The organism is Virgibacillus pantothenticus, assembly GCF_018075365.1.
Taxonomy (GTDB): Bacteria; Bacillota; Bacilli; order Bacillales; family Amphibacillaceae; genus Virgibacillus; species Virgibacillus pantothenticus.
Map to the genome: position 1 here is coordinate 406,787 of NZ_CP073011.1, position 24,810 is coordinate 431,596.

The 24,810-nt window shown below is 35.2% G+C and carries 27 protein-coding genes and 3 pseudogenes; 19 read left to right on the top strand and 11 right to left on the bottom strand.

Features of this window, described 5'->3' with window-relative positions; translation table 11 throughout:
* Positions 1–110: 110 nt before the first annotated feature.
* From KBP50_RS01995 to KBP50_RS22715, 6 genes are all read right to left on the bottom strand, one after another.
* A complete protein-coding gene (locus tag KBP50_RS01995) occupies positions 111–1,475 on the bottom strand; it encodes a hypothetical protein (protein WP_050349749.1) in 1,365 nt (454 codons plus the stop codon).
* A gap of 42 nt (positions 1,476–1,517) precedes the next feature.
* Complete coding sequence (locus tag KBP50_RS02000; RefSeq protein WP_050349750.1) at positions 1,518–2,870, bottom strand: PTS ascorbate transporter subunit IIC; 1,353 nt, start codon at positions 2,868–2,870, stop codon at positions 1,518–1,520.
* 69 nt (positions 2,871–2,939) lie between these two features.
* Complete coding sequence (locus KBP50_RS02005; RefSeq protein WP_050349751.1) at positions 2,940–3,218, bottom strand: PTS sugar transporter subunit IIB; 279 nt, start codon at positions 3,216–3,218, stop codon at positions 2,940–2,942.
* Positions 3,219–3,232: 14 nt separating this feature from the next.
* On the bottom strand, positions 3,233–3,967 hold the full coding sequence (locus KBP50_RS02010) for a sugar isomerase domain-containing protein (RefSeq protein ID WP_050349752.1): 735 nt from the start codon (positions 3,965–3,967) through the stop codon (positions 3,233–3,235).
* A 1-nt stretch (position 3,968) separates the two neighbouring features.
* Complete coding sequence (locus KBP50_RS02015) at positions 3,969–4,421, bottom strand: PTS sugar transporter subunit IIA (RefSeq protein ID WP_050349753.1); 453 nt, start codon at positions 4,419–4,421, stop codon at positions 3,969–3,971.
* Between the two features lie 371 nt (positions 4,422–4,792).
* Positions 4,793–4,996, bottom strand: a complete 204-nt coding sequence (locus KBP50_RS22715; protein ID WP_072741625.1) for an IS3 family transposase — start codon at positions 4,994–4,996, stop codon at positions 4,793–4,795.
* 12 nt (positions 4,997–5,008) lie between these two features.
* On the opposite strand from KBP50_RS22715, the gene KBP50_RS21970 reads away from it, so the two are divergent.
* The 7 genes and pseudogenes from KBP50_RS21970 to KBP50_RS02045 all read left to right on the top strand — a co-directional run bounded on the left by KBP50_RS21970 (position 5,009) and on the right by KBP50_RS02045 (position 9,503).
* Positions 5,009–5,344, top strand: coding sequence for a hypothetical protein (locus tag KBP50_RS21970; protein ID WP_232231158.1), 336 nt, complete (start codon positions 5,009–5,011; stop codon positions 5,342–5,344).
* Positions 5,337–5,783, top strand: coding sequence for a hypothetical protein (locus tag KBP50_RS21975; RefSeq protein WP_232231160.1), 447 nt, complete (start codon positions 5,337–5,339; stop codon positions 5,781–5,783). The genes KBP50_RS21970 and KBP50_RS21975 overlap by 8 nt, the downstream gene beginning before the upstream one ends.
* Before the next feature lie 122 nt (positions 5,784–5,905).
* Positions 5,906–6,470, top strand: a pseudogene (locus KBP50_RS02030) (histidine phosphatase family protein).
* A 179-nt stretch (positions 6,471–6,649) separates the two neighbouring features.
* Entirely contained in the window at positions 6,650–6,802 is a 153-nt protein-coding gene (locus tag KBP50_RS22630; protein WP_309245804.1) for a histidine phosphatase family protein, read from the top strand.
* Between the two features lie 14 nt (positions 6,803–6,816).
* Positions 6,817–7,203: a histidine phosphatase family protein gene (locus KBP50_RS02035; protein WP_283776180.1), complete on the top strand. Its 387-nt coding sequence runs from the start codon at positions 6,817–6,819 to the stop codon at positions 7,201–7,203.
* Between the two features lie 468 nt (positions 7,204–7,671).
* Entirely contained in the window at positions 7,672–8,514 is an 843-nt protein-coding gene (locus tag KBP50_RS02040) for a protein phosphatase 2C domain-containing protein (protein ID WP_050349754.1), read from the top strand.
* A gap of 233 nt (positions 8,515–8,747) precedes the next feature.
* On the top strand, positions 8,748–9,503 hold the full coding sequence (locus KBP50_RS02045; protein WP_050349755.1) for a class I SAM-dependent methyltransferase: 756 nt from the start codon (positions 8,748–8,750) through the stop codon (positions 9,501–9,503).
* Between the two features lie 718 nt (positions 9,504–10,221).
* On the opposite strand, the gene KBP50_RS02050 is transcribed toward KBP50_RS02045, so the two are convergent.
* The 3 genes from KBP50_RS02050 to KBP50_RS02060 all read right to left on the bottom strand — a co-directional run bounded on the left by KBP50_RS02050 (position 10,222) and on the right by KBP50_RS02060 (position 11,808).
* The gene (locus KBP50_RS02050) at positions 10,222–10,509 is read right to left on the bottom strand and encodes a hypothetical protein (RefSeq protein ID WP_050349756.1); all 288 of its coding nucleotides are present in this window, start codon (positions 10,507–10,509) and stop codon (positions 10,222–10,224) included.
* A 160-nt stretch (positions 10,510–10,669) separates the two neighbouring features.
* Positions 10,670–11,176: a methylated-DNA--[protein]-cysteine S-methyltransferase gene (locus tag KBP50_RS02055; protein WP_050349757.1), complete on the bottom strand. Its 507-nt coding sequence runs from the start codon at positions 11,174–11,176 to the stop codon at positions 10,670–10,672.
* A gap of 62 nt (positions 11,177–11,238) precedes the next feature.
* Positions 11,239–11,808: a bifunctional transcriptional activator/DNA repair enzyme AdaA gene (locus KBP50_RS02060; protein WP_050349758.1), complete on the bottom strand. Its 570-nt coding sequence runs from the start codon at positions 11,806–11,808 to the stop codon at positions 11,239–11,241.
* A gap of 134 nt (positions 11,809–11,942) precedes the next feature.
* Here KBP50_RS02060 and KBP50_RS02065 point away from each other — a divergent pair, with 134 nt between their 5' ends.
* The 5 genes from KBP50_RS02065 to bioD all read left to right on the top strand — a co-directional run bounded on the left by KBP50_RS02065 (position 11,943) and on the right by bioD (position 15,399).
* Entirely contained in the window at positions 11,943–12,851 is a 909-nt protein-coding gene (locus KBP50_RS02065; RefSeq protein WP_050349759.1) for a DNA-3-methyladenine glycosylase family protein, read from the top strand.
* Positions 12,852–13,705: 854 nt separating this feature from the next.
* On the top strand, positions 13,706–14,008 hold the full coding sequence (locus KBP50_RS02070; RefSeq protein WP_050349761.1) for a DUF2087 domain-containing protein: 303 nt from the start codon (positions 13,706–13,708) through the stop codon (positions 14,006–14,008).
* A gap of 170 nt (positions 14,009–14,178) precedes the next feature.
* Positions 14,179–14,454, top strand: coding sequence for a hypothetical protein (locus KBP50_RS02075; protein ID WP_050349762.1), 276 nt, complete (start codon positions 14,179–14,181; stop codon positions 14,452–14,454).
* A 409-nt stretch (positions 14,455–14,863) separates the two neighbouring features.
* Positions 14,864–15,055: a P-loop NTPase family protein gene (locus tag KBP50_RS21980; RefSeq protein ID WP_236691343.1), complete on the top strand. Its 192-nt coding sequence runs from the start codon at positions 14,864–14,866 to the stop codon at positions 15,053–15,055.
* On the top strand, positions 15,022–15,399 hold the full coding sequence (gene bioD / locus KBP50_RS02080) for an ATP-dependent dethiobiotin synthetase BioD (protein WP_050349763.1): 378 nt from the start codon (positions 15,022–15,024) through the stop codon (positions 15,397–15,399). Before KBP50_RS21980 ends, bioD begins: the two co-directional genes overlap by 34 nt.
* Before the next feature lie 349 nt (positions 15,400–15,748).
* Here the strand turns inward: bioD and KBP50_RS02085 are convergent.
* Positions 15,749–16,261, bottom strand: a pseudogene (locus KBP50_RS02085) (CapA family protein); the annotation flags it as partial.
* On the opposite strand from KBP50_RS02085, the gene KBP50_RS02090 reads away from it, so the two are divergent.
* The 5 genes from KBP50_RS02090 (at position 16,255) to KBP50_RS02110 (ending at position 20,072) form a co-directional block, all read left to right on the top strand.
* Positions 16,255–16,341: a helix-turn-helix domain-containing protein gene (locus KBP50_RS02090; RefSeq protein WP_232231425.1), complete on the top strand. Its 87-nt coding sequence runs from the start codon at positions 16,255–16,257 to the stop codon at positions 16,339–16,341. The pseudogene KBP50_RS02085 and the gene KBP50_RS02090 sit on opposite strands and share 7 nt — an antisense overlap.
* Positions 16,342–16,698: 357 nt before the next feature.
* A complete protein-coding gene (locus KBP50_RS02095) occupies positions 16,699–17,679 on the top strand; it encodes a phosphotransferase enzyme family protein (RefSeq protein WP_050349765.1) in 981 nt (326 codons plus the stop codon).
* Between the two features lie 33 nt (positions 17,680–17,712).
* Positions 17,713–18,252: a GNAT family N-acetyltransferase gene (locus tag KBP50_RS02100; protein ID WP_076361994.1), complete on the top strand. Its 540-nt coding sequence runs from the start codon at positions 17,713–17,715 to the stop codon at positions 18,250–18,252.
* A 367-nt stretch (positions 18,253–18,619) separates the two neighbouring features.
* Positions 18,620–19,033, top strand: coding sequence for a GNAT family N-acetyltransferase (locus tag KBP50_RS02105; RefSeq protein ID WP_050349766.1), 414 nt, complete (start codon positions 18,620–18,622; stop codon positions 19,031–19,033).
* A 73-nt stretch (positions 19,034–19,106) separates the two neighbouring features.
* A complete protein-coding gene (locus tag KBP50_RS02110; protein WP_050349767.1) occupies positions 19,107–20,072 on the top strand; it encodes an HD domain-containing protein in 966 nt (321 codons plus the stop codon).
* A 548-nt stretch (positions 20,073–20,620) separates the two neighbouring features.
* On the opposite strand, the gene KBP50_RS02115 is transcribed toward KBP50_RS02110, so the two are convergent.
* Positions 20,621–21,094: a GNAT family N-acetyltransferase gene (locus KBP50_RS02115; protein WP_050349768.1), complete on the bottom strand. Its 474-nt coding sequence runs from the start codon at positions 21,092–21,094 to the stop codon at positions 20,621–20,623.
* 726 nt (positions 21,095–21,820) lie between these two features.
* Between KBP50_RS02115 and KBP50_RS02120 the strand changes: the two genes are divergently transcribed.
* Together KBP50_RS02120 and KBP50_RS02125 are read left to right on the top strand one after the other, a co-directional pair.
* The gene (locus tag KBP50_RS02120; RefSeq protein ID WP_050349769.1) at positions 21,821–22,453 is read left to right on the top strand and encodes a LysE family transporter; all 633 of its coding nucleotides are present in this window, start codon (positions 21,821–21,823) and stop codon (positions 22,451–22,453) included.
* Between the two features lie 389 nt (positions 22,454–22,842).
* Positions 22,843–23,703, top strand: a pseudogene (locus KBP50_RS02125) (helix-turn-helix transcriptional regulator).
* Positions 23,704–24,810 lie beyond the last annotated feature (1,107 nt).

A 24,810-nucleotide genomic window follows, 5' to 3' on the forward strand; every position in this document is an offset into this window, starting at 1 on the left:
ATAACCAATCAATGCTCATGAAACAGTTAAAAAGCAATGTTAGTAATTAAAAAATATGTGCAAAAGCCAAGTATAGTTGACTTTTGCACGGTTAAAAGCTTTAAATTCCTCTATGATTTTTTGGGGACATATAGCTTAATATCATCAATTATTGCTGAGCCTTCATAATAATTGATATGGGGTATACCAATGATAAAATAATCCGGGTACGCTGAATCATCAGGCCATTGTTCTACTGAATAGCTACCATATGGCCCAGTAAAGGTAAGAGTAGAGTTGAATTTTCCATCATATTGTTCTGGTGTATTATTGTAGTGCCAAATCGGTCTTCCATTTTCAATAAAGTCTCTTTCGTAACGTAAAGTTTTTTGTCTGATATATTTAAAATTACCCGTCATTTCCATTACATAGCCAGTTTTACTTCTTTCTATGGCAAAAGTGTACGTTTCCTCAGGCATTAGTTCGGGCTGTATTTCAGCATTTGAAATGATAGAGTAGGGTGTATCTTGATCAGAAAATGAGCCACATTCTGTTTCAAACATAAATGAATTATATCCAATGGATTCATCTCTAAACGTATCTCCAGCAAAAAAGATACCATTAATAGCATTGTTTGAACTTTTTTCACTTGTTTGACTGTATAATTCACCTGTAGAAGGGTCACATACACCATAAGCCTTTGCCCAAGGGCCGCTAACATTATATGCATCCATACCTAATTTTCGGTGGTTGTGAATGAACACATTATTATGAGGAGCGGGGTTTTCATAATCCATAATGGATAGAAAGTAATATCCATTTTCCTTGGTCACGTCACCAAAATTAGGATTGTTATGAGATGCATCGCCGGAGAAATCACCACTACGTTTCCATGGGAAATTAGACTTTCGTTTCTCTAGTGTATACCCGTTATGTTTATCATCATAATCAAAGGTGCCGTTTCTTTGCCCCCCAAAATCAATATTTCTTAGTTTATATTCTATTCGGTACTCTGAAGGCAAAGCATCAGTAGATCGAATAATTAGGCCTGAATCAAAGCTGGTTGATAACTCAGCTGAATGATTCCCTCTATTTAATTTCACATTCTTTAAAGACGCATTTGTATCCGGAGTTCCGTCCTTATCGTAGTCTCTTGCAGCAACTTCGGCAGTTAGCCAACCGTCTTTGCCGAAATTTACTCGTTTTCTTAACAGATGAAAACTATTCAGTTGCTTTTCAAACTCAGTTCCACCTTTAACTTTAAAAAATTCCCCGTCATCATCAAGATGATCTACATTCCACGGACTTGTTTCGCCATAGTTATCCATTACCCACGGTGCTTCATCGACAGGTAGTTTTTGATTGAACTTTTCATGATATTGCAACTTCCAGCCTCTATTATTATCCGTTTCCGTCTTTTTGGCAGCAACAACATTAGTTTGACCAAGCAATAATGCAATACTTAGCAGAAGTACACATGTCGTTCTCTTTTTCATTTAACTTACCTCCTTTTTTAACCGTAACATGGTAAATGGTATTCATGATTCTAAAGATGTTTTCTTCTTATAAAACATACTTAGTAGAATAAAAGCTGCTAGCAAGGCAATAAAACCGATAATTGGAATATCTAAAGTGAAGAAAAGTTTAATTAAAGCCAATACGATTATTCCATCTGGTACTAAGAAAGCAAGCCCTTCTACACCATATACTTCTAAACCGAACAAAGGATAGAATAGAGCTACTGGAACGGTTAATATAATTCCATAAGTCAATCCTGAAATCATTGCTCCGCGTCTTCCACCCATCGCATTTCCGAATATTCCCGCAATTCCTCCTGTAAAGAACCCGCCAATAATAGATGGTAAGGGTACAATGGTGCCAAACAATGTAGAAACAAGCATTCCTACGATCATACCAATGATAGAGAAGAGAAAACCAAGCATAAGCGCATTAGGTGCGTATGGGAAAAATATCGGTACATCCAATGCAGGTTTTGCGCCAGGGACAATTTTTAAGGCTATTCCACGAAACGCCGGAACAATTTCACCAAGAAACATCCTTACTCCTTGAAGCAAGACAAGAACTCCTGCTGCGAATCCCAAGGCATTAAGTGTGCTGAAAACTAAATAGTTTTGTCCATCGGATAGTGGGTTTACTACCTCAGGTCCAGCAAAAAGTGCCGTAATGATATATATGATAAACATGATTAATGAGACCGATACAGCTGTGTCTTTGAAGAAGCTTAACTTTTCAGGCATTTTAATTTTTTCGCTGTCCTGTTCTTTGTTTCCAAACACTTTGCCTACCCACGCAGAAGCAACTACACCAGTAGTAGTTAAATGTCCATAAGCCACTTTGTCATTTCCGGTTATTTTTCGCACAATTGGCTGAGATATTGCTGGTAATAATACTAGCACTATGCCATGAATGATAGAACCGAAAATGATTCCATAAGTTTCTGATACTCCTAAGTCGTGAAAAGCCCATGCAAGAGCCCCTGCTAGTATCCACATCATATGACCAGTTAAGAATATATACTTAAATGGTGTTAATCGAGCTAGTACGATATTTGTTAAAAATCCGAATAGCAATATAAAAGATGTCATTCTGCCAATGGCAGCAACAGAGTCAACCAAAGCTGCAATAACAGCCTCATCTACGGGAACTACACCTGTTAACTGAAATGCTTCCTCAAACATTGTAGCAAAAGGCGATAAGTTGGTAACAATTAGGGAGGAACCAGCACCTAGAATTAATATCCCTAGTATCGTCTTAATTGTTCCTTTAACTACATCTGTAACCTCTTTTTTTTGTAATAAAAGACCTAATAACGCAACTAACCCTAGTGTAATTGCGGGGACAGTAAGGATTTCCGCAATCGCTTTCAACATAATTGAAACCTCCCTTTAGATAATGGGTGATAGGAGCACTTGAGGTTTCCCAAGTGCTTGGCAAACAATTTATTCATGGATCTTTTGTAAATAATCATGCAGTTTTTGTTCCACCTCATCAGCATCCGTAAGATTATGAATAAATATTTTACTTACTTCTACTGCTTCTAAAGCAGATTCTAAATCTGCTGAAGCCATAATTAAATCTGCATTTCTTCCCTTGGCTGACCCCGCATCCAATGCACTTACTTCTGCTTTGATGCCTTCTTTTTCCAAAATATCGTCTACCATCATTTTTAGCATTAAACTTGTTCCAAAGCCCATTCCGCATACCGTAATAATTTCCATAATATACCTCCTGATTATAAGCAAGTTATTCTATTGCGATATTTCTCTATAAAACGTTTATTGATCTGGTCTCCTTTGTCAAGGTTTGAACTAACATATATTGGTGGTTCTACTCCGTCTTTTGCTAGGTTCTCAATAACTTGTACCACTATAGATTGTAAAATAGTAAATCCGATAATGGAGGAAGTGGAGCCGAATTTAGATTTTAAACCTGGGGTTTCCATAATTGCATCTCCTGGTTCTCCATGATTATCAAGTACGATATCGGCTAATTGATATAATTTTTCTCCATTTTTATATCTTGATTCTACTTCTTTAGAAAAAGATAGAGATGTAAGCGCAATAATCTGTAAACCTTTCTTCTTAGCCTCAATAGCCATTTCAATTGGTACAGCATTTCTCCCTGACGTAGAAACAATTAACATGACATCCTGCTGTTGAACATTTTCGCCATCCAGTATTACTTTTGCAAGCCCCTCCTGTCTTTCTGAAAATGTACTTAATGGGGCAGAAGGTGCTAAAGATAATGGCGGTGATAGGATTGCATTTACAGGTACGAGTCCTCCTGCTCTATAGAACAATTCCATAGCATACATTTGCGAGTGTCCACAACCAAATACATGAAGTACACCGTCATTTTTAATGGATTCTTTAATAATATTTGCCGCTTGGATTATATTTTCGTCTTCTTCTTCGACAACTTGATGTAAGAGGTTAGTAATGTTCGTAAAGAAATCTTTGTATAGCATATTATTCCTCCAATTTGTAATTAATCAATTTTATTACCTGCTCCACACTTTGTGCTTTTCTAATAGATTCAAGCAGGTTATTATCCTGTAATACTTTCATTAAACCGGCCATTAATTGTAAATGTGAATCATGATCAATGGCACCTAGTGCAAATATTAAATCGACGGGGTCTTTATCACCAGCTCCAAATTCAACAGGGGTTTGCAGTGTCAGCATGCTTAAGCAAATTTCATAAACATTAGACTCTGGTCGAGCATGAAATAAAGCAATACCTGGTGCGATTACAATGTAAGGGCCAAATTCATGGACTGATTGAACCATACTCTCGATATACTCTTCATTAATTGATTTATTTTTTAGTAATAAATCCCCCGCTTTTCTGGCAGCATCCTCCCAATTTTTAGCGTTTACATTTAGTCGTATTGTACTTGCATTTAAGGCTGTGCTTATCATGACTTACCTCTCTTTCAATCCAAGTATTAATATGGTTGATTTTAAATAAAGTAAGCGATTTCAATTATTGGTTATGTTGTCATAACCAATTTGGTGTTGGTCATTTTTTATTTTTCGCATTACGCTCCTTTCTAAATAAGGCATAGTGTTTATTTTTTACTCTACTCCATAAATAAAGTGAAACTTGATGAATTGGTTATAACCAATTTAAATATATTTTAATTGAAAAAAACGATTTGTAAAGCGTTTTCAATATTTTTTTAAATATAAAACTAATATATACATCAAAATGAGTTAACACATCTCATATAATAAGATAGAGTTGTTTATATATTTATTTTAATTCATTTACAGTGTGTATACTTGGTGTGTCACACTAAATTGGACAAAAAATTATAGGGCTGTTGTTTGCATTCCACTGGGGTTAAATAACCTAGCGTTTCGTGAATCATGTTATTAAACCATTGAACATAATCATCAAGTTCAAGAGCGAGTTGTTCAAGGCATGGACGTATAGAAGGGGTGATATATTGCAAAAAGTTAAAAATATTGGTCGATTTTGCACAACGGACCATGAATGATATTTATTGAATGAATCAAGTTTAACAAAGGTGCAACCAGCGTTTTTAAAAATAATAGAAAAAGTGACAGCTTATTATAAATTTAATTTGGGGGAAAATCTGCATAGCGTATATATTCGAGGTTCAGTCCCTCGTGGGTTAGCTATTTATGGTGTCTCTTACTTAGATACAATAGCTATTACAACGAAAGATACGGATGAACTAAATTTACAGTGGGTAAATAGAACAGGACAAGAATTAACCAAAGAATTTCATTGTGTGAGCGGAATAGAATTTAGCTTCTACTATACGAAAAGAAGTATTGGAAACATCCACGTTTTCCATGATCCCTTTTATGCTTAAAACTCAAAGCATATGTGTATATGGAGAGGATTTAAGCAGTTATTTACCCAATTATAAAACAGATAAAACACTTGGAAACGAACATCTTGTAAATTTAGAGGACCAAATTAAACAAGCCAAAGACCTTAAAGATAATATAGATGTTGCAGATATTTTGGATTGCTGTGGATGGATTATGAAAATAATTGTTAGAGCAGGACTTGCACTTGTGATAGAGAAAGAAAACAAATATACAAGAGATTTATTTCCAGCATATAAACTATTCTCCACATATTATCCAGAAAAAGAGCTTCCGATGAAACAAGCACTTGCATATGCTATTGATCCAGTAGAAAATGCAAATGAAATAGTTGATTTTTTAGATGACATGGGAGCATGGATGATAAGAGAAGCTGAAAAATGGCTAAAGCCCATAATCCAAAAAGGCAACGAAATTTAGCAATATAGGGTAATGTATAATAGCTAATAGAAAGATAGAGAATCACCAAATTAAATGATACAAGCAAAAGAGTAAATTAGAAAATCCTATGAGGAAAGGCCTGAAAAATAGGGGGGATAAAATTGCTTACTAATTTATACTTAGTTAGACATGCGCATTCTGTTTATTCACCAGATGAAATAGGTAGACCGTTATCTGAAAGAGGCTTTATGGATGCGAAAACTGTTACGGAGTTGCTGAAAAGAGAAAGTATTGATGATGTTTATGCCAGTCCTTACAAGCGGGCGATTGAAACAGTTGAAGGAACTGCTAAGTATATAGGTAAAGAGATTAAAGTAGTAGAAGCATTTAAAGAACGGACTTTGGCGGGAAAACCAGTTGAAGATTTTACAGCCGCAATTACAAAAGTGTGGCAAGATGAGGATTTTGCATGGCAGGGGGGGAGAGTCGAATAAGACTGCTCAGAAAAGGGCAACCGATTCTCTTTTGCAGGTATTAGATAGGAATAAAGGAAAGAATCTAGTCATTGGTACACATGGAAATATTATGGTATTAATGATGAACTATTTCGATAATCGTTACGGATTTGATTTTTGGAAGTGTCTTGAAATGCCAGATATATATAAATTATCGTTTGAAGAAAATAAACTTATGGAAGTAGAGCGAATATGGGAAGTTAGCGACTGACTTTTGATAAAGACAAATTCCGTTGTGCAAATAGTGGAAGTATAATGTTGCAGTTTTTGGAATTTTAAACAAATATAATAGCTTGATAAAATACACAACGAGCAAATGATGAAAAAAACTACGGCAAAAAATGTATGAGAACAAACGGTATACCATTAAAAAAGAATAGAGGGGATAGGATGAATAAAACTATCTATATTATTAGGCATTGTGAAGCGGAAGGGCAAGCTGCTGATGCGTCACTTACGGAAAGAGGATGGATACTGGCGAAAGAATTATCTGATTTTTTATCAAAACGAAAGGTTGATGGATTATTTCGAGTCCATTTCTAAGGGCGATTCAATCTATAAAGCCATTTGCAGACAATAAGAATTTAGAAATTGAACGGGAAGATCGTTTAATGGAACGAGTACTTAGTTCTACCTTTTTCCCGGATTGGCTGGATAAACTAAAACCGACCTATTATGATCTTGATTTAAAGTATGAAGGTGGGGAATCTAGTAATGAAGCAATGGACCGTGTTGTATCGGTAGTGGAGAATATTATAGAAAGTAATGCTACACATACTGTTATTGTAGCGCATGGAGGAATTATCTCTTTATTACTGCATTACTATGACCAAAGTTTTGGGTTTGAGCAATGGAAAGGTTTAAGCAATCCTGACGTTTATGAATTAAACATTTCAGATCAGGCTGTTAGTTATATACGTTTGTGGGATAATGGAAGTAAATAGTCCAGCATATCCTAGTTAGCTAAAAAACTACCATACATTTTTTAGCTTTTACACTATATTTATTCCAAATATAAGGTACTGTAAGACTCCCGCTTCAGGAATTGGAAGATGTGTGCTGGACAAGTCTAAGTGGAGATAACAGTACCTGAATTATAGTGGTTGTACACTAAGTCAGAATAACATACCAAAGCTTAAAACATTTGCACACAATGGGTGTTCCGTAATAACAATAAAGTTTATAAAAAAAAAGAATAAAACGTTGTCTTAAATTAACTTGAATAAGCAGACCACATGTCATGTGAAACAACATTTCCGTTTCAGCTTAAACGATTAAAAAAGTGTTGCAATTCATTGCTGTACTCAACGGAGCAGAAGGTTTAAGAAGTTGTTTTGATGAAAAGAAACAAGAGCTGGCAGAAAATCGCATAGCAAGTAGTTGTAAATACGTTTTAAAAGGGAGATATTATAATGAAAATAGAAACAGTGACTTGTAAAGGTGTGGGTAAACTGAATGAAGATTCGGTTATTATCAATGATGATATTTCGATCTATGGGGTCGCTGATGGAGTATCTTCTATCGTACCTTTTACTAATCAAGAAAACGAAACTGGCGGTTATATTGCCTCTAACCTAGTCAAAAATTATTATCAAACGCTTCATCGTTCCAGCAGTTTTCTGGATGATTTTGCAAAGATAAACACGCAACTGCAGAATAAAATGAACGAATATAATGTTGACACATTGAAAAAAGAACAATTATGGGGAACTGCATTAGCTTTGGTTAAAATTTCTCCATATGGAATAGACTTTATCCAAACAGGCGATTGTATGATTTTTGCTGTCTATGAAGACAATGCAGTAAGGACGTTAACTCGAGCGCAAACAGCACCTTTAGAAAAGGCTGTTATAAATAGATGGAAAGAGCTTATTGATAAAGGAGTAACCAAGCAAGCAGAATTGATGAAGGATGTCAAAGAAATTCTTATTACTAATAGACAAAAAAGCAATACTCCTGCTGGATACGGCGTGTTAAATGGAGAAGATGACGCTGTGAAATTTACTGAGTTTGGAAAAATAAATAAAAACGGGTTAAAGCATATCGTGATGATGACAGATGGACTCTTTCTCCCAAAAGAATTGGTTCCTGAACATGAGCATTACTGGGAGGTCATGGTTAACAAGATCCTTTCTAAAGGACTACAAGCATATGCAGATGATTTAATCGAGCTAGAGTCGTCTGATCCGGAATGTGTCAGGTACCCAAGGTTTAAAATGTCAGATGATAAAGCGGGGATATGGATCACGTTTTAACAGCGGATATAATACATAAAGCGAATGATTTAGCAAAGAACGCTTGGTTAGGTTTATGTATAAAGATGAACCTATCATTCCTCGACTAATGAGAATTAAAACAAGTAAGCATATCCTCTTTTTTGAAGCTGTTGATTATACCCCAAGCAATGCTTCAGTACATAATTAAGTATTTTGCAGGGAAAGAGTTACCGGTATATTTAGGTGATATTAATTAGGGAGGAAAAAGTGTATTGAAAAAGAATATTGATACGGAAGAAGCAATGATTAGATGGGATAGCTTTGCCGAATCGTACGCAGCAAACCATTCCGATCAAGGAGATGCGCATAAAGAAGTATTATTAAATCCAACGTTATTTTCTTTAATGGGAACAGTTGAGCATAAAAAGGTATTAGATGCTGGATGTGGTGAAGGATATTTCAGTAGGCTGTTAGCAAAATCAGACGCAATCGTAACAGCAGTAGACTACTCCCAAAAAATGATAGAATTAGCGAAACATAGAACACCAGATGAATTTTCTATTAAGTATTATCAAGGTAATTGCGAGGATTTACATTTCTTAGTAGATTCTAGATTTGATATCATTGTATCTAACATGGTTATGCAAGACCTGGAAAATGTTGAAAAGGCGTTTCGGGAAATGTATCGGTTATTAGTCGATGGAGGTACTTTTGTTTTCTCCATATTACATCCATGTTTTGTCACGCCAGAAAGTGGGTGGGTGAAGGATGACTATGGAAACAAATTACACTGGAAGGTCGATCAATATTTTTATGAAGGGGTATATGAGCAAAGATTTGGCGATGAGGAGAAAGTTCTGCTATTCCACCGGACTTTGACAACTTATATCAATACTTTACTTACGATTGGTTTTAGGTTGGAAAAAATAACGGAACCGAAGCCAACTCAAGCGATGTTAAAAAAATATCCTTCCTTTGAAGAAGATTTCCGCTGCGCTGATTTTGTTGTATTTAAATTAAAAAAGTAAATAAATACTCCCTTTTATAGCAAGTAAGTCGATTGCAGTTTTTTAGTCCTATAAAGGGAGTTTTATCCCGATATAAGGTGCTGTAAGTCCACTTTAAGGAGTTGAATAATCTGTACTGCAACAAGTCTAAGTAAGAGGTAACAGCCCCTAAATGTCCTATTACGTAAGCAGCCTTTAGGTCACCTTGAGCTACACTTCCGTGGGGGATGAAAGAAAACCTCCACGGATGGAAGTTTTTTTAGAAGATAAGCAAGTATAAAATGAGGCGCTTCTGGAAAAGGAAATAACCGAATAGCCACGTCCGGCGCAAGCGCCAGCAACGATGCGATTTTAGAAATGCGCCCTACGGTAAGGCCTCATCGGTTCGTCACAAAGAGGAAGGCCGACTAAAAACGGGCTTGCCGCTCAGGCGTCGGCATACCCCTGTTTGCAAGGGCATGATTCCTTTATCTTTAGTTGATTCGTTCCATTCGCTACGTTGCTAAACGGGCGCTTGTGCCTTTGTTCAAAGATAAGAAAGTATAAAATTTGTTGCTTTGGGATAAGGAAATAACTGAATAACCACGTCCGGCTTCAGCGCCCAGCAACTAGGCGACTTCACGAAATCGCCCTACGATAAGTCATCATCGGTTCGTTACCTCACCGTGATTCCTTTATCTCAGTTGATTCGTTCCATTCGCTACGTTGCTAAACGGGCGCTTGTGCCTTTGTTCTGCAATTAGACACGATCTAACTCTTTAAGTAAAGCTTTGTGCAATCTATTTTGACATTTGATCATATAGGCCTGTTTATGGAGTTTATCACTTTTAAATTTTCCAATAACCTGACGTACATGTTTATTGGATACGATAAGTTTTTGGTATTGTTCATCGTGAAGATAATTTTGAAACCAGGATTGCCTCCTCAAAATTTTAATGTTCTTGCAAATATCTTCTTCATCGACCTTTAAAAAGGGAATGTAAACTGCAATGTTTAACAGATCTAGAAAAATCCATACATTCGCCATGATTTATCACTCCTCGTATAAAGTTTACTACCAATAAATACGTCTTAAACAACAAAATGGTTTCATATAAAAGAGTATACCTTTATAATTTCCCAGTTATATTCTATACTCAAGCTGAAATCAATTTTTTCCTTGAAGAAAGAAATACAAGCTTCCGTTTTTATGTTTCTTTAGCTTTTTCAAATAATAACAGTCGCTCTTTCATATCTAGGCCACCACGAAACCCTGTTAGTGCTCCGTTTTTTCCAATGACCCGATGGCACGGAACGATAATGAAAATGGGGTTTGCTCCAATGGCTGCTCCGACAGCACGTACAGCCTGTGGCTTTTCTATAGATTCTGCAATGTCAGAATATGTGACCGTTTGTCCAAACGGTATTTGTTGCAATGCTTGCCATACCTTTTGTTGAAAAGCTGTTCCGTAAAGGTCAACATCTAATTCGAATTTCTGCCTTTTCCCTTCCAAGTATTCTTGTAGCTCCAACATATATGGGTTCAACACGTTTTCGTTTTCCTTAATTTCTTCGTTTGGCAATTGCTTGTGCAAAAATACTTCCATTTCATTTACTGCTAAGTGATGCGGGCCTAGGTAGCACAATCCTTTCTCAGTTGCAGCTGCATAAAATTTCCATGTTTGATGTTGAAATGTTGTCCAATAAATGGTCACTGTTCACTCGCCTCCTGCATAATTTTTGTAATACCAATCGTTTGCAAAATCCCATTAGAAGGTTATTTTTCCGTTTGCTGTATCTGAAAGGCTAATCGGAATTGTTTGGGAGTTTTCCCGGTATATTGTTTAAATAAAGTAATGAAATAAGAAGTATTCGGTAATCCCACTTTTACACCTATATCAGCAATGGATTGGTTGGTTTGCATTAATTTCTGTTTTGCGTGATGAATTCGTACACGCTGTATATAGTCAGCCGGTGACATGTTCATGATTCGTTTAAACGTTCTTTGTAAATAATAAGGGCTACCATGACAATGTTCCGCTAGCAGAGCTAAAGTCAATGGTTCGTGGTAATGCGTATCAATAACTGCTTTTATTTGAAGCACCCATTCCTCATCTGGCATTCGTTGTTCGCATGGCTTGCAACGTTTACAAGGACGAAATCCTTCTGCCAACGCCTGCTGGGCATTTTGAAAGATACGTACATATTCCCTTTTAGGATTTGGTGATTTACAAGAAGGACGACAGAAAATACCTGTTGTACGAACACCGTATAAAAAGACAACATCGAAAGAAGCGTCATTTGTTATAATAGCTTGCCATTGTTCTTCTGTTATGGAACTTGTCATCGTGTCACCTCACTTATTCATTTTATTATAACGGTTTTAATTAAATAGATGAACGGTTTAGTAACATCGTCGCAAGATAGTGAAACTTTTAGAAGAGTAAATATGATACAACTAGATTAGAAGGAGGCAAGATAATGGAGATGGAAAATGTTTGGAAAGTTGCGGTTCCTGAAGGCTTTCGGTTTCAAGAAAATATACGTTATTTAGCAAATGCAAATCATGAATGCATGTATCAAGTAATAAACAATCAAGTATTGAAAGCAATCAACGTGGATAAAACTGTTTTCTTAATTGAATTGAGTGAAGCAAAATGTGGGGAATTGCTAGTTCGAGTCGTGAAAAGTTCCCATTCTTTTTCTGAAGCAAATCGTAGCAAAATTACTGCCTATGTACGTGATTGGTTCGATTTAGATACAGATTTAGCTGATTTCTATCAAATGGCTGAAAATGATATTTTTTTACAAACGCTTGTTCATACTTTTTATGGGCTACGCTTGATAGGAATTCCGAATTTCTTCGAAGCAATTAGTTGGGCAATTATTGGACAACAAATTAATCTTTTCTTTGCTTATAAATTGAAAAGGAGATTGGTTGAACGGTTTGGACAATCGATCCGTTGGAATGGAGGAGATTATTGGCTTTTTCCCACTCCAGATGTTATTGCAAATGTACCGGTTTCAGAATTGACATCGTTACAGCTATCGAAAAGAAAAAGTGAATATTTAATAGATATTGCCCGTTCAATAATTGATGGCGCATTGTCTAAAGAAAAGTTACTTGCTGCAGATGGCTTAGAGGAAGCAGAAAAAATACTGACACGTCATAGAGGAATTGGTTCATGGACAGCGCACTATGTGTTGATGCGTTGTTTTCGTTTTCCTAATGCATTTCCAATTGCAGACGCGGGTTTACAAAATGCGATTAAACAGTTAGCTAGATTGGAAAAAAAGCCATCCAAAGAATATATGTTGCAATTAGGTTCTGGTTGGGAAAATTGGCAAGGCTATGCTACGTTTTATTTATGGAGAACGCTCTATCAGTAATATTCTGGAAAGCAAAGTAATAGGATCGGGCGAGCTTATTTATAGCTTACTTATGAGAGGAGTAATATTGGAAAATGATTGAAAAACATCTTTAAATCATAGATGCTGGATAGCAAGATAACAATTTACACATGAGGATTTTCCAGGGTTGATTTCGTATCATCCACTGCTTCTTAATAATCTAGCAACTGAGATATTGCAATCGTTGGACGGTACTTTTACATCATTTAAGAGGAGATAATTTCATGGTAATTGCAGCATATATTTTAGGTGTAATCACACTATTCATGTTAGCATTCATCATCGTAATTCATTCCCTTTTCAGGAAAGCCTCCTATAACCACGGACAACAAAGAGATGCTTTGATTCTACTTGGCTCCCCGCAAAAAAAGATGGGGATCTGTCACCAATTTTACGCGAACGAGTAAATAAGGCTCTCAACTATACCATCAGGGTGCTTGCAGAACTATCATTTGTTCTGGTGCTGCAGTTTATAACGACTATAATGAACGGAAAATATGGCGGCACGCTTAATAGACTTTGGTGTACCTCATTCCAGTATCCTTTTTGAAAAGCAATCCCAAAATTTGGTTCATTCCAAAGAATTAATGCGCAAAATACCCCCTACAACAGCGGTTATTGTTCTTCGCCTTGACATTTGCGGAAAGCTAGTTTCTATGCCTCTAAACTGGGTATTGAACATACAGTAGATAAATCACGAATCCCAAAGAGTATGTACTCATTAGTATGTTATATATTTTTATATTGACACAAAGTTGTTATTTTACCATCTGCGTTATCAAAGCCAGTGGAATAAAAAATAATTAATACGTTTTTATATGGAGGGGAAATAGTTGAGCAAACAATACGAAATCACGGAAGAGGAAAAGAAAAAAGTATTAGATACATACTTTAAACAAGGTATCGATGGTAGATTAGATATCTTTCCAAGTAAGGAAAAAAGAAAGCTTATTGTACTGCAGAATATTCTAAGGCATTTTAAACCAAATACCGTTTACTCCGAAAAGGAAGTTAACGAGATATTAAAGGCTATATACAGTGATTTTGCAATTCTTAGAAGATGCTTTATTGACTATGGGTATATGGAGCGTAGCAGGGATTGTACCAAATACTGGGTGAAACAAACTCTTTTATAGCAGCCATGTATTGTAGCCATTATAACTAGATTGAAGTTGATGAAATGGAACATTGGAATTTGGTTGAAAATCAGCTGGAGAAATATATCAGCAATTATAAGAATGCTCTGTGAGTATTCAGATAAAAGTTCTATTTTGTGACTAGAAAAGAACTAAAGTACAATTAAAAGGTGTTCGAAAAATGTAGACCTTATTTAATTGAAACTTACCAGGCGAAGGTATGGGCTTTTACGATAACGAAAGGACCAGCTGCAACGATTTATGAAGTTGAAGCTAATTACGATACATGTAACATTTTACAACAATCGGCAAATGCACTTTATGATTGGGTAGCTCCAAATTTGCCAGAAGACTTAACCTTTATTAAGAATAATATTGCGTGGTTTTCTTGTACCAGTCATGAAGAAGTACCTTTTCTATATGTTCAGAGTACTATCGGCATTTAATTCACCAAATACCGGGTTTAAGCATCGAAAGAGAAGAAGGGCAGCTATTCATTTGGATTCGCATAGGAATATGTAACTGGTGTGACAAATAGTAAGTAAAATTTTAAGCGAGGGTAGCAAAATGAACCAAATCCAATTTGGGCATCGATTATTAGAAATGGATGAACAAAAGACAAGAAACTTTTATCACATATAAGGTGCTGTAAGACTCCCACTCCAGGAGTTGGATAATCTGTACTGCAACAAGTGGGAGATAACAGCACCTAAATACCCGATTCGTTCCTCTAACAATCAGTAGGGGATGAATGAAAACCCCAACTGATTGAATATTCACTTTATAGAAAATATATAATTTATGTCAATGCTTGGATTGCCAACATTACATGGAGGCATGTAAGATGTTAAAAATATGTCCCAAACGTCTTTATCTCATGAGGAGATTACGCCATATGAATTTAGTCAACCACTCGCACCATCTGTGGCAGCACAACTAGAAGATAAAGAGATTTGTATGCAAGCTGTGTTAGAGCATTGGGAAAAAATAAAAGATAGACACGATTTTTTATCGTGGAGGGGGCAGGAGGTATTGCTGTACCTTTAGGAAAGGACTTTTTAGTTAGTGATTTATCTATTGCTTTAAAGCTTCCCATTCTTATTGTGGCTAGACCAAATCTTGGAACGGTAAATCATACTTATTTAACGGTTCACTATGCGAGACAGGTAGGGATTCCGATTGTAGGGATTGTGATAAATGGGAAGAGTGATCAGCCTAATATAGATGAGATAACCAATCCAAAGCTCATGGAAGATATGTGTGGCGTTCCTGTCCTAGGGGTGACTCCTAAGTTGAAAAAACTTACAGAAGGTGATGTTCAACATATGATTCATACATCTTTAGATGTAGAAGGCTTGCTCCATCGTTTAATGGAAACTAGTCCTATGTAAACGATTCTCCACAGAAAGAGGTTGGGGCATAAGCAAATAAGTCGAACAATTAAAATATAATTTTCGGCTTATTTGCACACAATAGGAAAGCCTGAAATTTTAAGGCTTAAAACGAAGGATTTCACCATAAAAATTTGGTGATAATCCTTCGTTTTTTAACATGAGAAAAATCGCTACCTCAAAATATTTTGCTTTCCTGCGAGCGAGACATCAGCTTCCTCAGAAAGCAAAGATCGCTTTCCTGTGTCTTCAGCTTTGGTTCCCGAAGGAGTCTACATATATTGACTTCGCTGAACTAGCGTATCCCCAATCGTATGTCCTAAACGTTTTTTTGCAGTATTTATGCTATCTACATGTCAAGAAACGGATCAAAATAGTCATACTCGATAACGCCATTTGGAATAAGATTACTGATTCTAACCAATTCATTGACAATTTCCTTCGCTTCTTTTCCAAACACAGGAAGCGGCTGGTAGTTATTTTCTGTTTCGCTACCGTTTGAATTTTCTAACGTTGGTACAATTCGCAACCCTTTCGTTACGATAGCATTATTTTCTTTTGCAAACGTAAGCCGAAAAATCGCTGTTTGCCGAGATTTTAACGTCGGGTCAGCCCCAAAAGTATAGTCACCCATACTATAAATAATATATTTGCCATTGTACTTTTCAACACTTTGTAAACGATGTGGGTGGTGACCAATAATAATATCTGCCCCTGCGTCTATAGCGGCGTGTCCAAATTTTGTTTGGTAGGTAGCAGGTATTTCCATGTATTCAATTCCCCAATGCATATTCACTATGACTAGATTATCTTCTTTTTTATACTTTTGAACGTCTTGAATAATATGATGAAGGTATGAGTCCGCAGACTTTTTATATCGAGTTGGCGGAGCGCTGTCATGTAAGCAGGCAAACAATTAACGCGATTGAGAACGACAAATAGGATCAAGTATGTAATTAGCTGTTGATACCGCAAAATTTAAAAGTTACGATGGAGGAAGTGTTTATACCGAAAAAAAGGTGATATAAGCTCTCCGTTTTTCTAAAAACTACAGAAGTCCAAGTAGGGTTAACGGGACCTATTTCCAGATTCGCTCGTTTCGATAAGATTTCCATGGTGGCATGATATGCTTTCTTTTTTTCAGATAAGAAAAGCTTCGTCTGCGATGCACCGAACACAGAAAAGTGTTTCTCTTTTTTAGGGTGTCTATGGCTTTCTAGCGCTTAATTAGTGGAGGATAAAAGCCCCCAGAGTTTATGAAACTTCTTCTATTATTCATTCGTAAAATTATAAAAGGGAGTGGTTTATATTATTAAAAGTAAACTTTTAAGCAAAGGTGCAAGTCTATTTAATGTAAACGTATCTGATTTAAAATTAATTGGCGGGTTTTCAAACAATGTTTTTGAAGTTAATAGTAGTAAAGGGACATTTATAATCAAGTATTATCCAAGTTCCATGTATGAAAGGCATTCTATTGCTTCAGAGTTAGACTGGATCACATATTTATCTGAATCCGGAGTGAATGTGACGATTCCTATTGCTTCTATAAATAATAAACTATTGGAAGTAATAATATTAAATAACGAGGAAGTTTGTTACGTCTCAGCGTTTGAAAAAGCGAAAGGTGAATTTGTTGATGTTTTCAATAATAAAGAATGGAATGCAAGCCTTTTCTATACTTGGGGTAGGACGTTAGGAAAAATACATCGTTTATCCAAATCATATCGACCGACTAATCCAAAAATTAAAAGGAAGGATTGGGATAGCGGGTTACTGTTTACAGATGCAATTCTTGTTAATAATTTGATAAAGCAGAAGTGGGAAAATTTTATTCATGACTTGAACAAGCTGCCTAAGGATAAAAACGGATATGGGATGATCCATCATGATTTACACCATAAAAACTTCTATTTGTTTAAGAAAGAGCTGGTATTATTCGATTTTGGCGATTGTGAATACAGTTGGTTCGTATATGATATCGCAATTGTTCTATATCATGCACTGCAAGTTGTTGATGACAGGGAGAAAAAGGATTTTGTGTATAAATTTATCCGTCCATTTCTAAAGGGATACCAGACCGAACATCAACTTCAATCTGATTGGCTGCTAAAAATTCCGTTCTTTTTAAATTACAGGCAAATTTACTCCTATATATATTTTTCAACATATCTCACGAACGAGCAACAAAAAAATGATAGAACAAAGCAAGCAATCCAACGTTTGAAAACAAAAATCGAAAATGATATTCCTGTTTTAGATTTTCACTTATCAATACTCTAAGTGAAATCCAACTAACATAAAAGGAGGAATTTTTTGTTTCATTCTAATAGAATCCAATTAAGAAAAATGACCATAGAAGATGCTGAACAATATCATTCTTGGAGAAATGACGTCGATGTAATGATTTCAACCAATCCTTCGTTAGATTTCTATTCGTTATTAGAAACGAAAGCTTTTGTAGAAGGTGTGATTCTACATTCAAGTTCCTCCAAAAGCTATATTATTCAGGATAAAAATACTGACAAAGCAATTGGAATTACTTCTTTGATTAATATGGATCACAAAAACAGAAGTGCCGAATGTATTATTGATATTGGAGAAAAAGACTATTGGGGGAAAGGATATGCCAAAGAAGCTTTGAAATTACTACTTAATTACGCTTTCTTAGAAATGAATTTGCATCGTGTATCATTACGCGTATTCTCATTTAACGAAAGGGCGATTCATTTATATACTAAGCTAGGCTTTAAGCAAGAGGGCGCTAGTAGGCAAGCACTGTTTCGCAGTGGAAATTGGCATGACATCATTCATATGGGAATACTTCAGCAAGAATATATGACCATAGAGGATTAAAGGCTTTTTAACGTGTTCTCAGGCAAGTAATAGAAGCTTCCTTTTTTTAGAAAGTTAGTATATGATACGAACGTAATATTCTAAAATGGCTTTAATTTGAAAATATACCATTTTTAACATAAAAGCAATCTACTTCCTTCATTGGTTGCCAGAGTGGATTGCTTTTTTCATTAGTAAAGTACTATCCAACTACAATTGATTTCAACATAAAAATGACGATGTGGTCAATTCCTACTCTAGCTAATTCTATGAAAGAAAGAGGCGTACCACATAGCATCACTGGATATATTATCAAAATTTTTCTTTATAAGTAGTTATAAAGAAAAATCACTCTGTCATAATTAAAATTCACATAGGAGGAATGCATATGTCAATTCAATATATAGAAAGCAGCGTATATGAGGAAGAACAAATAAAAGCACTATATGATAATGTGAAATGGACAGCTTATACAGACGACATCCCTAAACTAGTAAAAGCAATAGAACATTCACTAGCAGTTATAACAGCTTGGGATAATAACAAGTTAATAGGATTAATACGAGTTGTTGGGGACGGGTATACGATTATTTATGTTCAAGATATTTTAGTGCTGGAAGAGTACCAAAATCAAGGGATCGGGTCTGAATTAATGCAGCGAATCCTGTATAAATACCATGATGTACGTCAAAAAGTGCTCTTAACGAATGATGCACCTGATGTTCGAGCTTTTTATGAGAAAAATGGTTTTCATTCTTGTGATAACGAGGGTTTAGTTGCTTTTGCGAAAATGAAAGAATAGCATAGCTTTGCTATTTTCCGTTTGTTATAATAACCAGCTATTTTTCACTATAAAAGAAAAAGGAGGGGCGTGAATGAGACGTAATCCTATCATTGCTGAACCCCTATACAAAGAAGTAGAATTCTATCCTTGGGAAGTAAAGCTTTTTCAAACAAGTTATGTCAGAAGATTGAAGTATCTTGCACATTTTGGTGGCGGTGCATACGTTTCTCCAGTTGTACATAGTAGATATGAACATACAGTAGGGGTATGGAAATTAGCGGCCGTTTATTTTCCTAATCATCCTTTATTGAGGGCAGCTGCAATTTTACATGATATCGGTCATCTACCGTTTTCTCACGCAGTGGAAAAAACATTAGGATATAATCATCAGGCATTAACAGAGGAATATATACAGAGTCCAGAAATAGTATCCATTCTTCATACAGCTAATTTAGAACCAAGTGATATCATTCATTATCTCCGATTGCCTTCGCCTTTGACAGGGACTCGGAATATATTAGGGTTGGATCATTTAGACAGCTTTTTACGAGATACCTATATGAGTGGCAAAATAGAAGAAATACCGAGCGGATTGATAAAAAGAATCCATTGTTCAGAGCGAGGTATAGAGACAGACGAACAAACAGGTCTTCAATTACTTCGGTTAATTGTTCAAGATCATGAGTTATTTCTATCTCCATTATTATTAGCTGTAGATCGATTACTAGCAGAAGCTATTTCACTTTATTGGAAATATGACGAAAAAAATAAAAATTCGTTTACCGAACAAACGGATGCAGATATGATTGCAGCATTGAAGGCATCGCAAAATTCTAAGGTACGAGATATTATTAATACTATTTTATATCAACCTGAGCAAATTAATGTGCACCAAAATTCAACAGGAAAAGGTATCTCCTTTGGCATTAGAAAAGTGTACCATAAAAGTCCTATAGTGAATGGCACGCTTTTATCTGAAACCGCAAAAGGTAAAGAAATACTAAATCGCTTAGAGCGATTAAAAAAAGAATACAAAGTGAATATTCCTTCGTTATAAAGGTTTAGGAGAAGTGGAAAGCTATGTTTCTCCTGTATTAGTAATTTAGAGCAGCAAATAAATGTGGCCTCCTCGCTATTTAGTAGGGACCACTGAAAAAGTCGACCTTTACAAAAATAATAGAGACAATTTATAGAAAATTAGATTTAGTCTTCACTACGTGCGGTAGTATTTGGATGTCCATTTTTTATTATATAGTTTGAGTGGCCTCATTTACTGTTGAGAGTGTATTCTAAAGATAGGATCGCAGTCGACACAGGGGCTCTGCAAGGCATGGTTCACGAGCCATGACCCAGTATCAAGGGATATTGGCGAAGGCTTATAATGCTATCATGCCCACGACTTTGTATAAAACCTTCTAAACTATCTTTTTTCCAGAGCATTAAATTTAAACAAATGTTTGTTTAAGATGGTTTGTGGCGTTGGATTTGGGGAGGCGTTATAAAACTGTTATGATTTGCCAATGAATTGCAGTAGTTTGCTTTCCTCCCCTAACGAAGTCAATCACATACAAAATCCATGCAACAGGGAAAGTCTGAGATAAAGGATTAATCTAATTTTTTTTTGAAGAGGACTCTATCTTGACCCTGCCCATCATAATTAGCAGTAACTTCAACACCATTTATTTGTTTATTTCCTGTTTCTATGTCAAATCCCATTTTCGTATGATAAGCGATCGAAGTTTTGTTCACAGGAGATGTTACACAACGTATAATTTTACGGTCATTTTGTTTAGCAATTGTAAAAAAACGTTCATATAGTACTTTTCCAATTTGCTGTTTCCTAAACTTAGGATGAACCCCGATAAAATGGATATACGCTTCATCCTCTTTTGATTGTGAGAGAAATCCAATGAGGAAACCTACTATTTCTCCATCGCTTTCAGCAATAAAGCTTGTATTTTGAAAATGATCAAAAAATAACTTTGGCAACATATCTGACATATTTCTTCCGCCCCACCATTCATTTATTAGCGGTGATAGGCTATAGTAGTCTGAACCTTGGACAAAACGAATATTCATTTTACCCTCCTATAATTTTTGACATATGAAGTTGTTCATGTAGTGCGATGGTTCTAAAACCATTTAGTTGTCATGGTACCTTATTCAGAATGTATGGTTTTTCCTCCCCAACTCTATCGTACTAAATATCACTTGCGTTACCTATAAAAATTTAGATAAAGTCGACATTATTTTTTAAGTTTAATTTGGTTGACTTAATTTTAGATGAAATTTTGCTGCGTTTAAGAAAAAAAGACAAAAAGGCAGTCATCCACCACTTATTTAATTTTGCTTTCTATTTTAATTTTGAACTTTATAGTTTTTAGGGATTGATAGTGATTACTCCTATTTGGAGATTTATGAAAGTGCCAGGGCGATACCCTTTTCTACTATTTTTTTGAATAAATTTTATTTCATAAACGAAAGATTGATCAGTAACTATTTTTCTAATGTAATTATCAAATTATACAATAAAAAATATGAAGCCCAACCTTTATAAATTATGGTAAGATTATGAACTAAGTAATTATTATTGAAGAGGCTTATTAGTAGTTCTTGAATCTAGTTTGATTTAGTTAGTTACATGTTCAAAAAGAGGATGAAAAGATTTGAGATAGCAAAACTGCAATATGTTCTTCAAAAATAGCGATATGTTACTGTCTATTTTTACACTCATTATTAAGTAATAGTTTAGCATATTTAAACGGAATAATAGCTCAAAGTGGGTAAAGAAAGGAAGTTATGCTAATGGATTGGTATTTAAAGTTTATTTTAGTCGGTTTTTCAATTGCGCTACCCGTTGGGGCTATAACAGTCGAAATGACCAAACAAGGCTTGAAAAATGGCTTTTTTCATGGTTGGGCGGTTGGGATTGGAGGAATGACTATTGATGCATTGTTAATTATCGCGTTATATTTCGGTTTTGCGCAAATATTATCACTGCCATATGTACAAATGCCACTATGGATCGTAGGAGCAGTGTTTTTATTTCTTCTTGCTTACGATTCAATCAAAAATGCGGATAAAGACATTTCATTAGCAGGGGATAAGATAAATCGCTCCTTATTAAAAACCTATCGTAATGGACTGTTAGTTGCGGTTTCTCCTGGGAATCTCGTGTTCTGGGTAACTATATTTGGCGTTGTTTTAGCAGATTCATACTCACAATCGGGTCAAGCTAGCTTTATCATTTCTGCATTAGGTATATTAACAGGTATTCTATTGCATGACATTGGTTTGTTATCTATTATTTCAATTACAAGGAAAGTAATGAGTAGGGCGATGATCAAGTGGACATCCGTAATTGCAGGTATTTTATTATTTGGATTTGGTTGTTACTTTCTTTATGAATTTTATGTAGATGTAAGAAGTGTATTTTAGTTTTTTATCCTGTATATAAGGTGGTGTAAGACTCCCAATTTAGGAGTTGAATATATGTACGGCAACAAGTCTAAGTGGGAGATAACAGCACCTAAACGCCCTGTTTCGTAAGAGATCTTTAGGTCATACCCTTGGGCTACTAACATCAGTGGGGGAGGAATGAAAACCGCCACTGATTGAAAATTCACTTTACTTGAGTTAGGTTCTTGTTTCATATAGGTATGGAAAGAAGGGTATTTCATATTTGTTTTTTCTGTTGAAAATAGAAGCTCTGATCCACTGAAGGTCGGAGCTTTTTCTGTCCTCCTTTGCATGATGTAACATGGCAAAAAAAATCAAAAAGTGTTTCATTTTTTTGATACGCTATTTACGAAGGGAGGCGAGTTACCATCTATGAAAAATCTCAAATGAATAAAATAATGGATTATATAGAAGTGCGTTTAGACGAGGTCTTTACCATAGGCGAAATAGCGAAGCAGGCCGGGTATTCAAAGTACCATTTTCATCGAATATTTAAAAATAATATCGGTATCTCCATTAGTGATTATATACGCCAAAGGAGATTAGCAAGAGCTCATCAGCTTTGTTATATACGAACTTACGGATTCTTGATATTGCATTACAAAACCAATTTGAGTCTCAGGAGGCTTTTACTAGAGCATTTAAAAAATATTATCGCTTTCCACCAGGGCAGTATCGGAAACTGATGTCGGATATATTAAAAAACAAGGAGGATTTCAATATGAAACAACCAATAAAAGGATGGTTCTTAAGTGGTTCTGATCCGTTTGATTATGAAATGGGAATTGATAGAAAGGTCGTTCATGAAGGAAAAGCATCTGGATATTTAAAATCAAAAACTGTGTTAGACGACACAAGCTTTGCTACGATGATGCAGCAATTTAAGGCAGATAACTTTATTAATAAGCGAATCAAGCTGTCGGGGGTTTTTAAAAACGAAAGATGTAGAAGATTTTTCTGGTATGTGGATGAGGGTAGATAATAAATTTGATGATGTATTGCAGTTTGATAATATGAATAACCGCCCAATTACAGGAACAACAAACTGGAATCGATATGAGATTATATTAGATGTACCTTTACAAAGTGCAGCTATTTCTTTTGGGATTATATTATCAGGACGTGGCCAAGTTTGGGCTGATCAGTTAGCTTTTGAGGAAGTGGATAAAAGTGTGGAAATAACAAATATGGAAATCTATCAAGACTTGTTAGAAGAACCAATTAGCTAAAACACAATTGCTTTTTGCAAGATAAAACTCCTACATGTATTTTGCCAAATATAAATAACTGATGAACTATATCTAAGATGTCGTCAAACTTCTGTTTAGCATTAGTACAGTTTTAGAAAAAATACTAAATAGAAGATGACTCATTTTGATTGAAGAAGTTGGAAGGGTGTTGTTTGTGGTTTCTGTTAAAAAAAGTAATTGCTGTTGTTATTATAGTAGGAATTATTATAATTGCTAAGTTTTGTATAAGTAACTCAACGGTTGTGTTAATTAAAGATATAATACTTACAAATTAATTAAAAAAATATTGGTAAAGCTCTTTAGTATCCATTTGGAAACCAAGGAAAAAATAAATAGTATATAGCTATAATGATAATACGTTTATTAAAGGTATAACGCAGTTGATGAAAAAGGAGCAGGGAGAGCGCTGATTCAACGTGAAAATTTTTCAAACGAGTCTCTACAAGCTGTAAAATTAGTTGAGCTGGCGCTGGAAATGGCTCATCCTAAGGGAACTGAGAAAATGGCTGACCTGTTTTGCGGTGTTGGTACGTTTTCTTTACCGTTAGCAAGTCGTGTTTCACAGCTTGCTTGAATAGAGTTCATCAAAACTTCGTTTGAATCTTTCAAACGTACAAAAAGTGTCATCCATGAATAAACATGTTCTATTTAGACCCCAATTTCTATAAAAAAGGTTGAATAATAAAAATATAGTATAGATTAAAATCCTGAAATCAGAAATGTTTATTAGGTATTTAATGAAAATTTGCCTCGATAAAGTCTCCAAACATACTTTTTATATATGAAAGCAAGTTTTCCCGGCTCGGCCTTAAAGAAGAAAAAGGGAACTTATTAGCACGGTGTAAAATCACTCTCTTTTTAATGCTCCTCGATAAACTCTAAAAAACTCTTTTAATAAACTTAACAAGTTGATGAATGATCTGTGAACGCTTAATAATTGGCTATCTATTAATTTTATATAAAGTTAGCTATTATTAAGTTGAAAATCTATTGAAACATTATTAACTTTAGTGTAAAATAAGTAATAATTTTGTAATACTTTATATAATATTTTCCAAATTTGTTTGAGTATCCCTGTAAAAATTG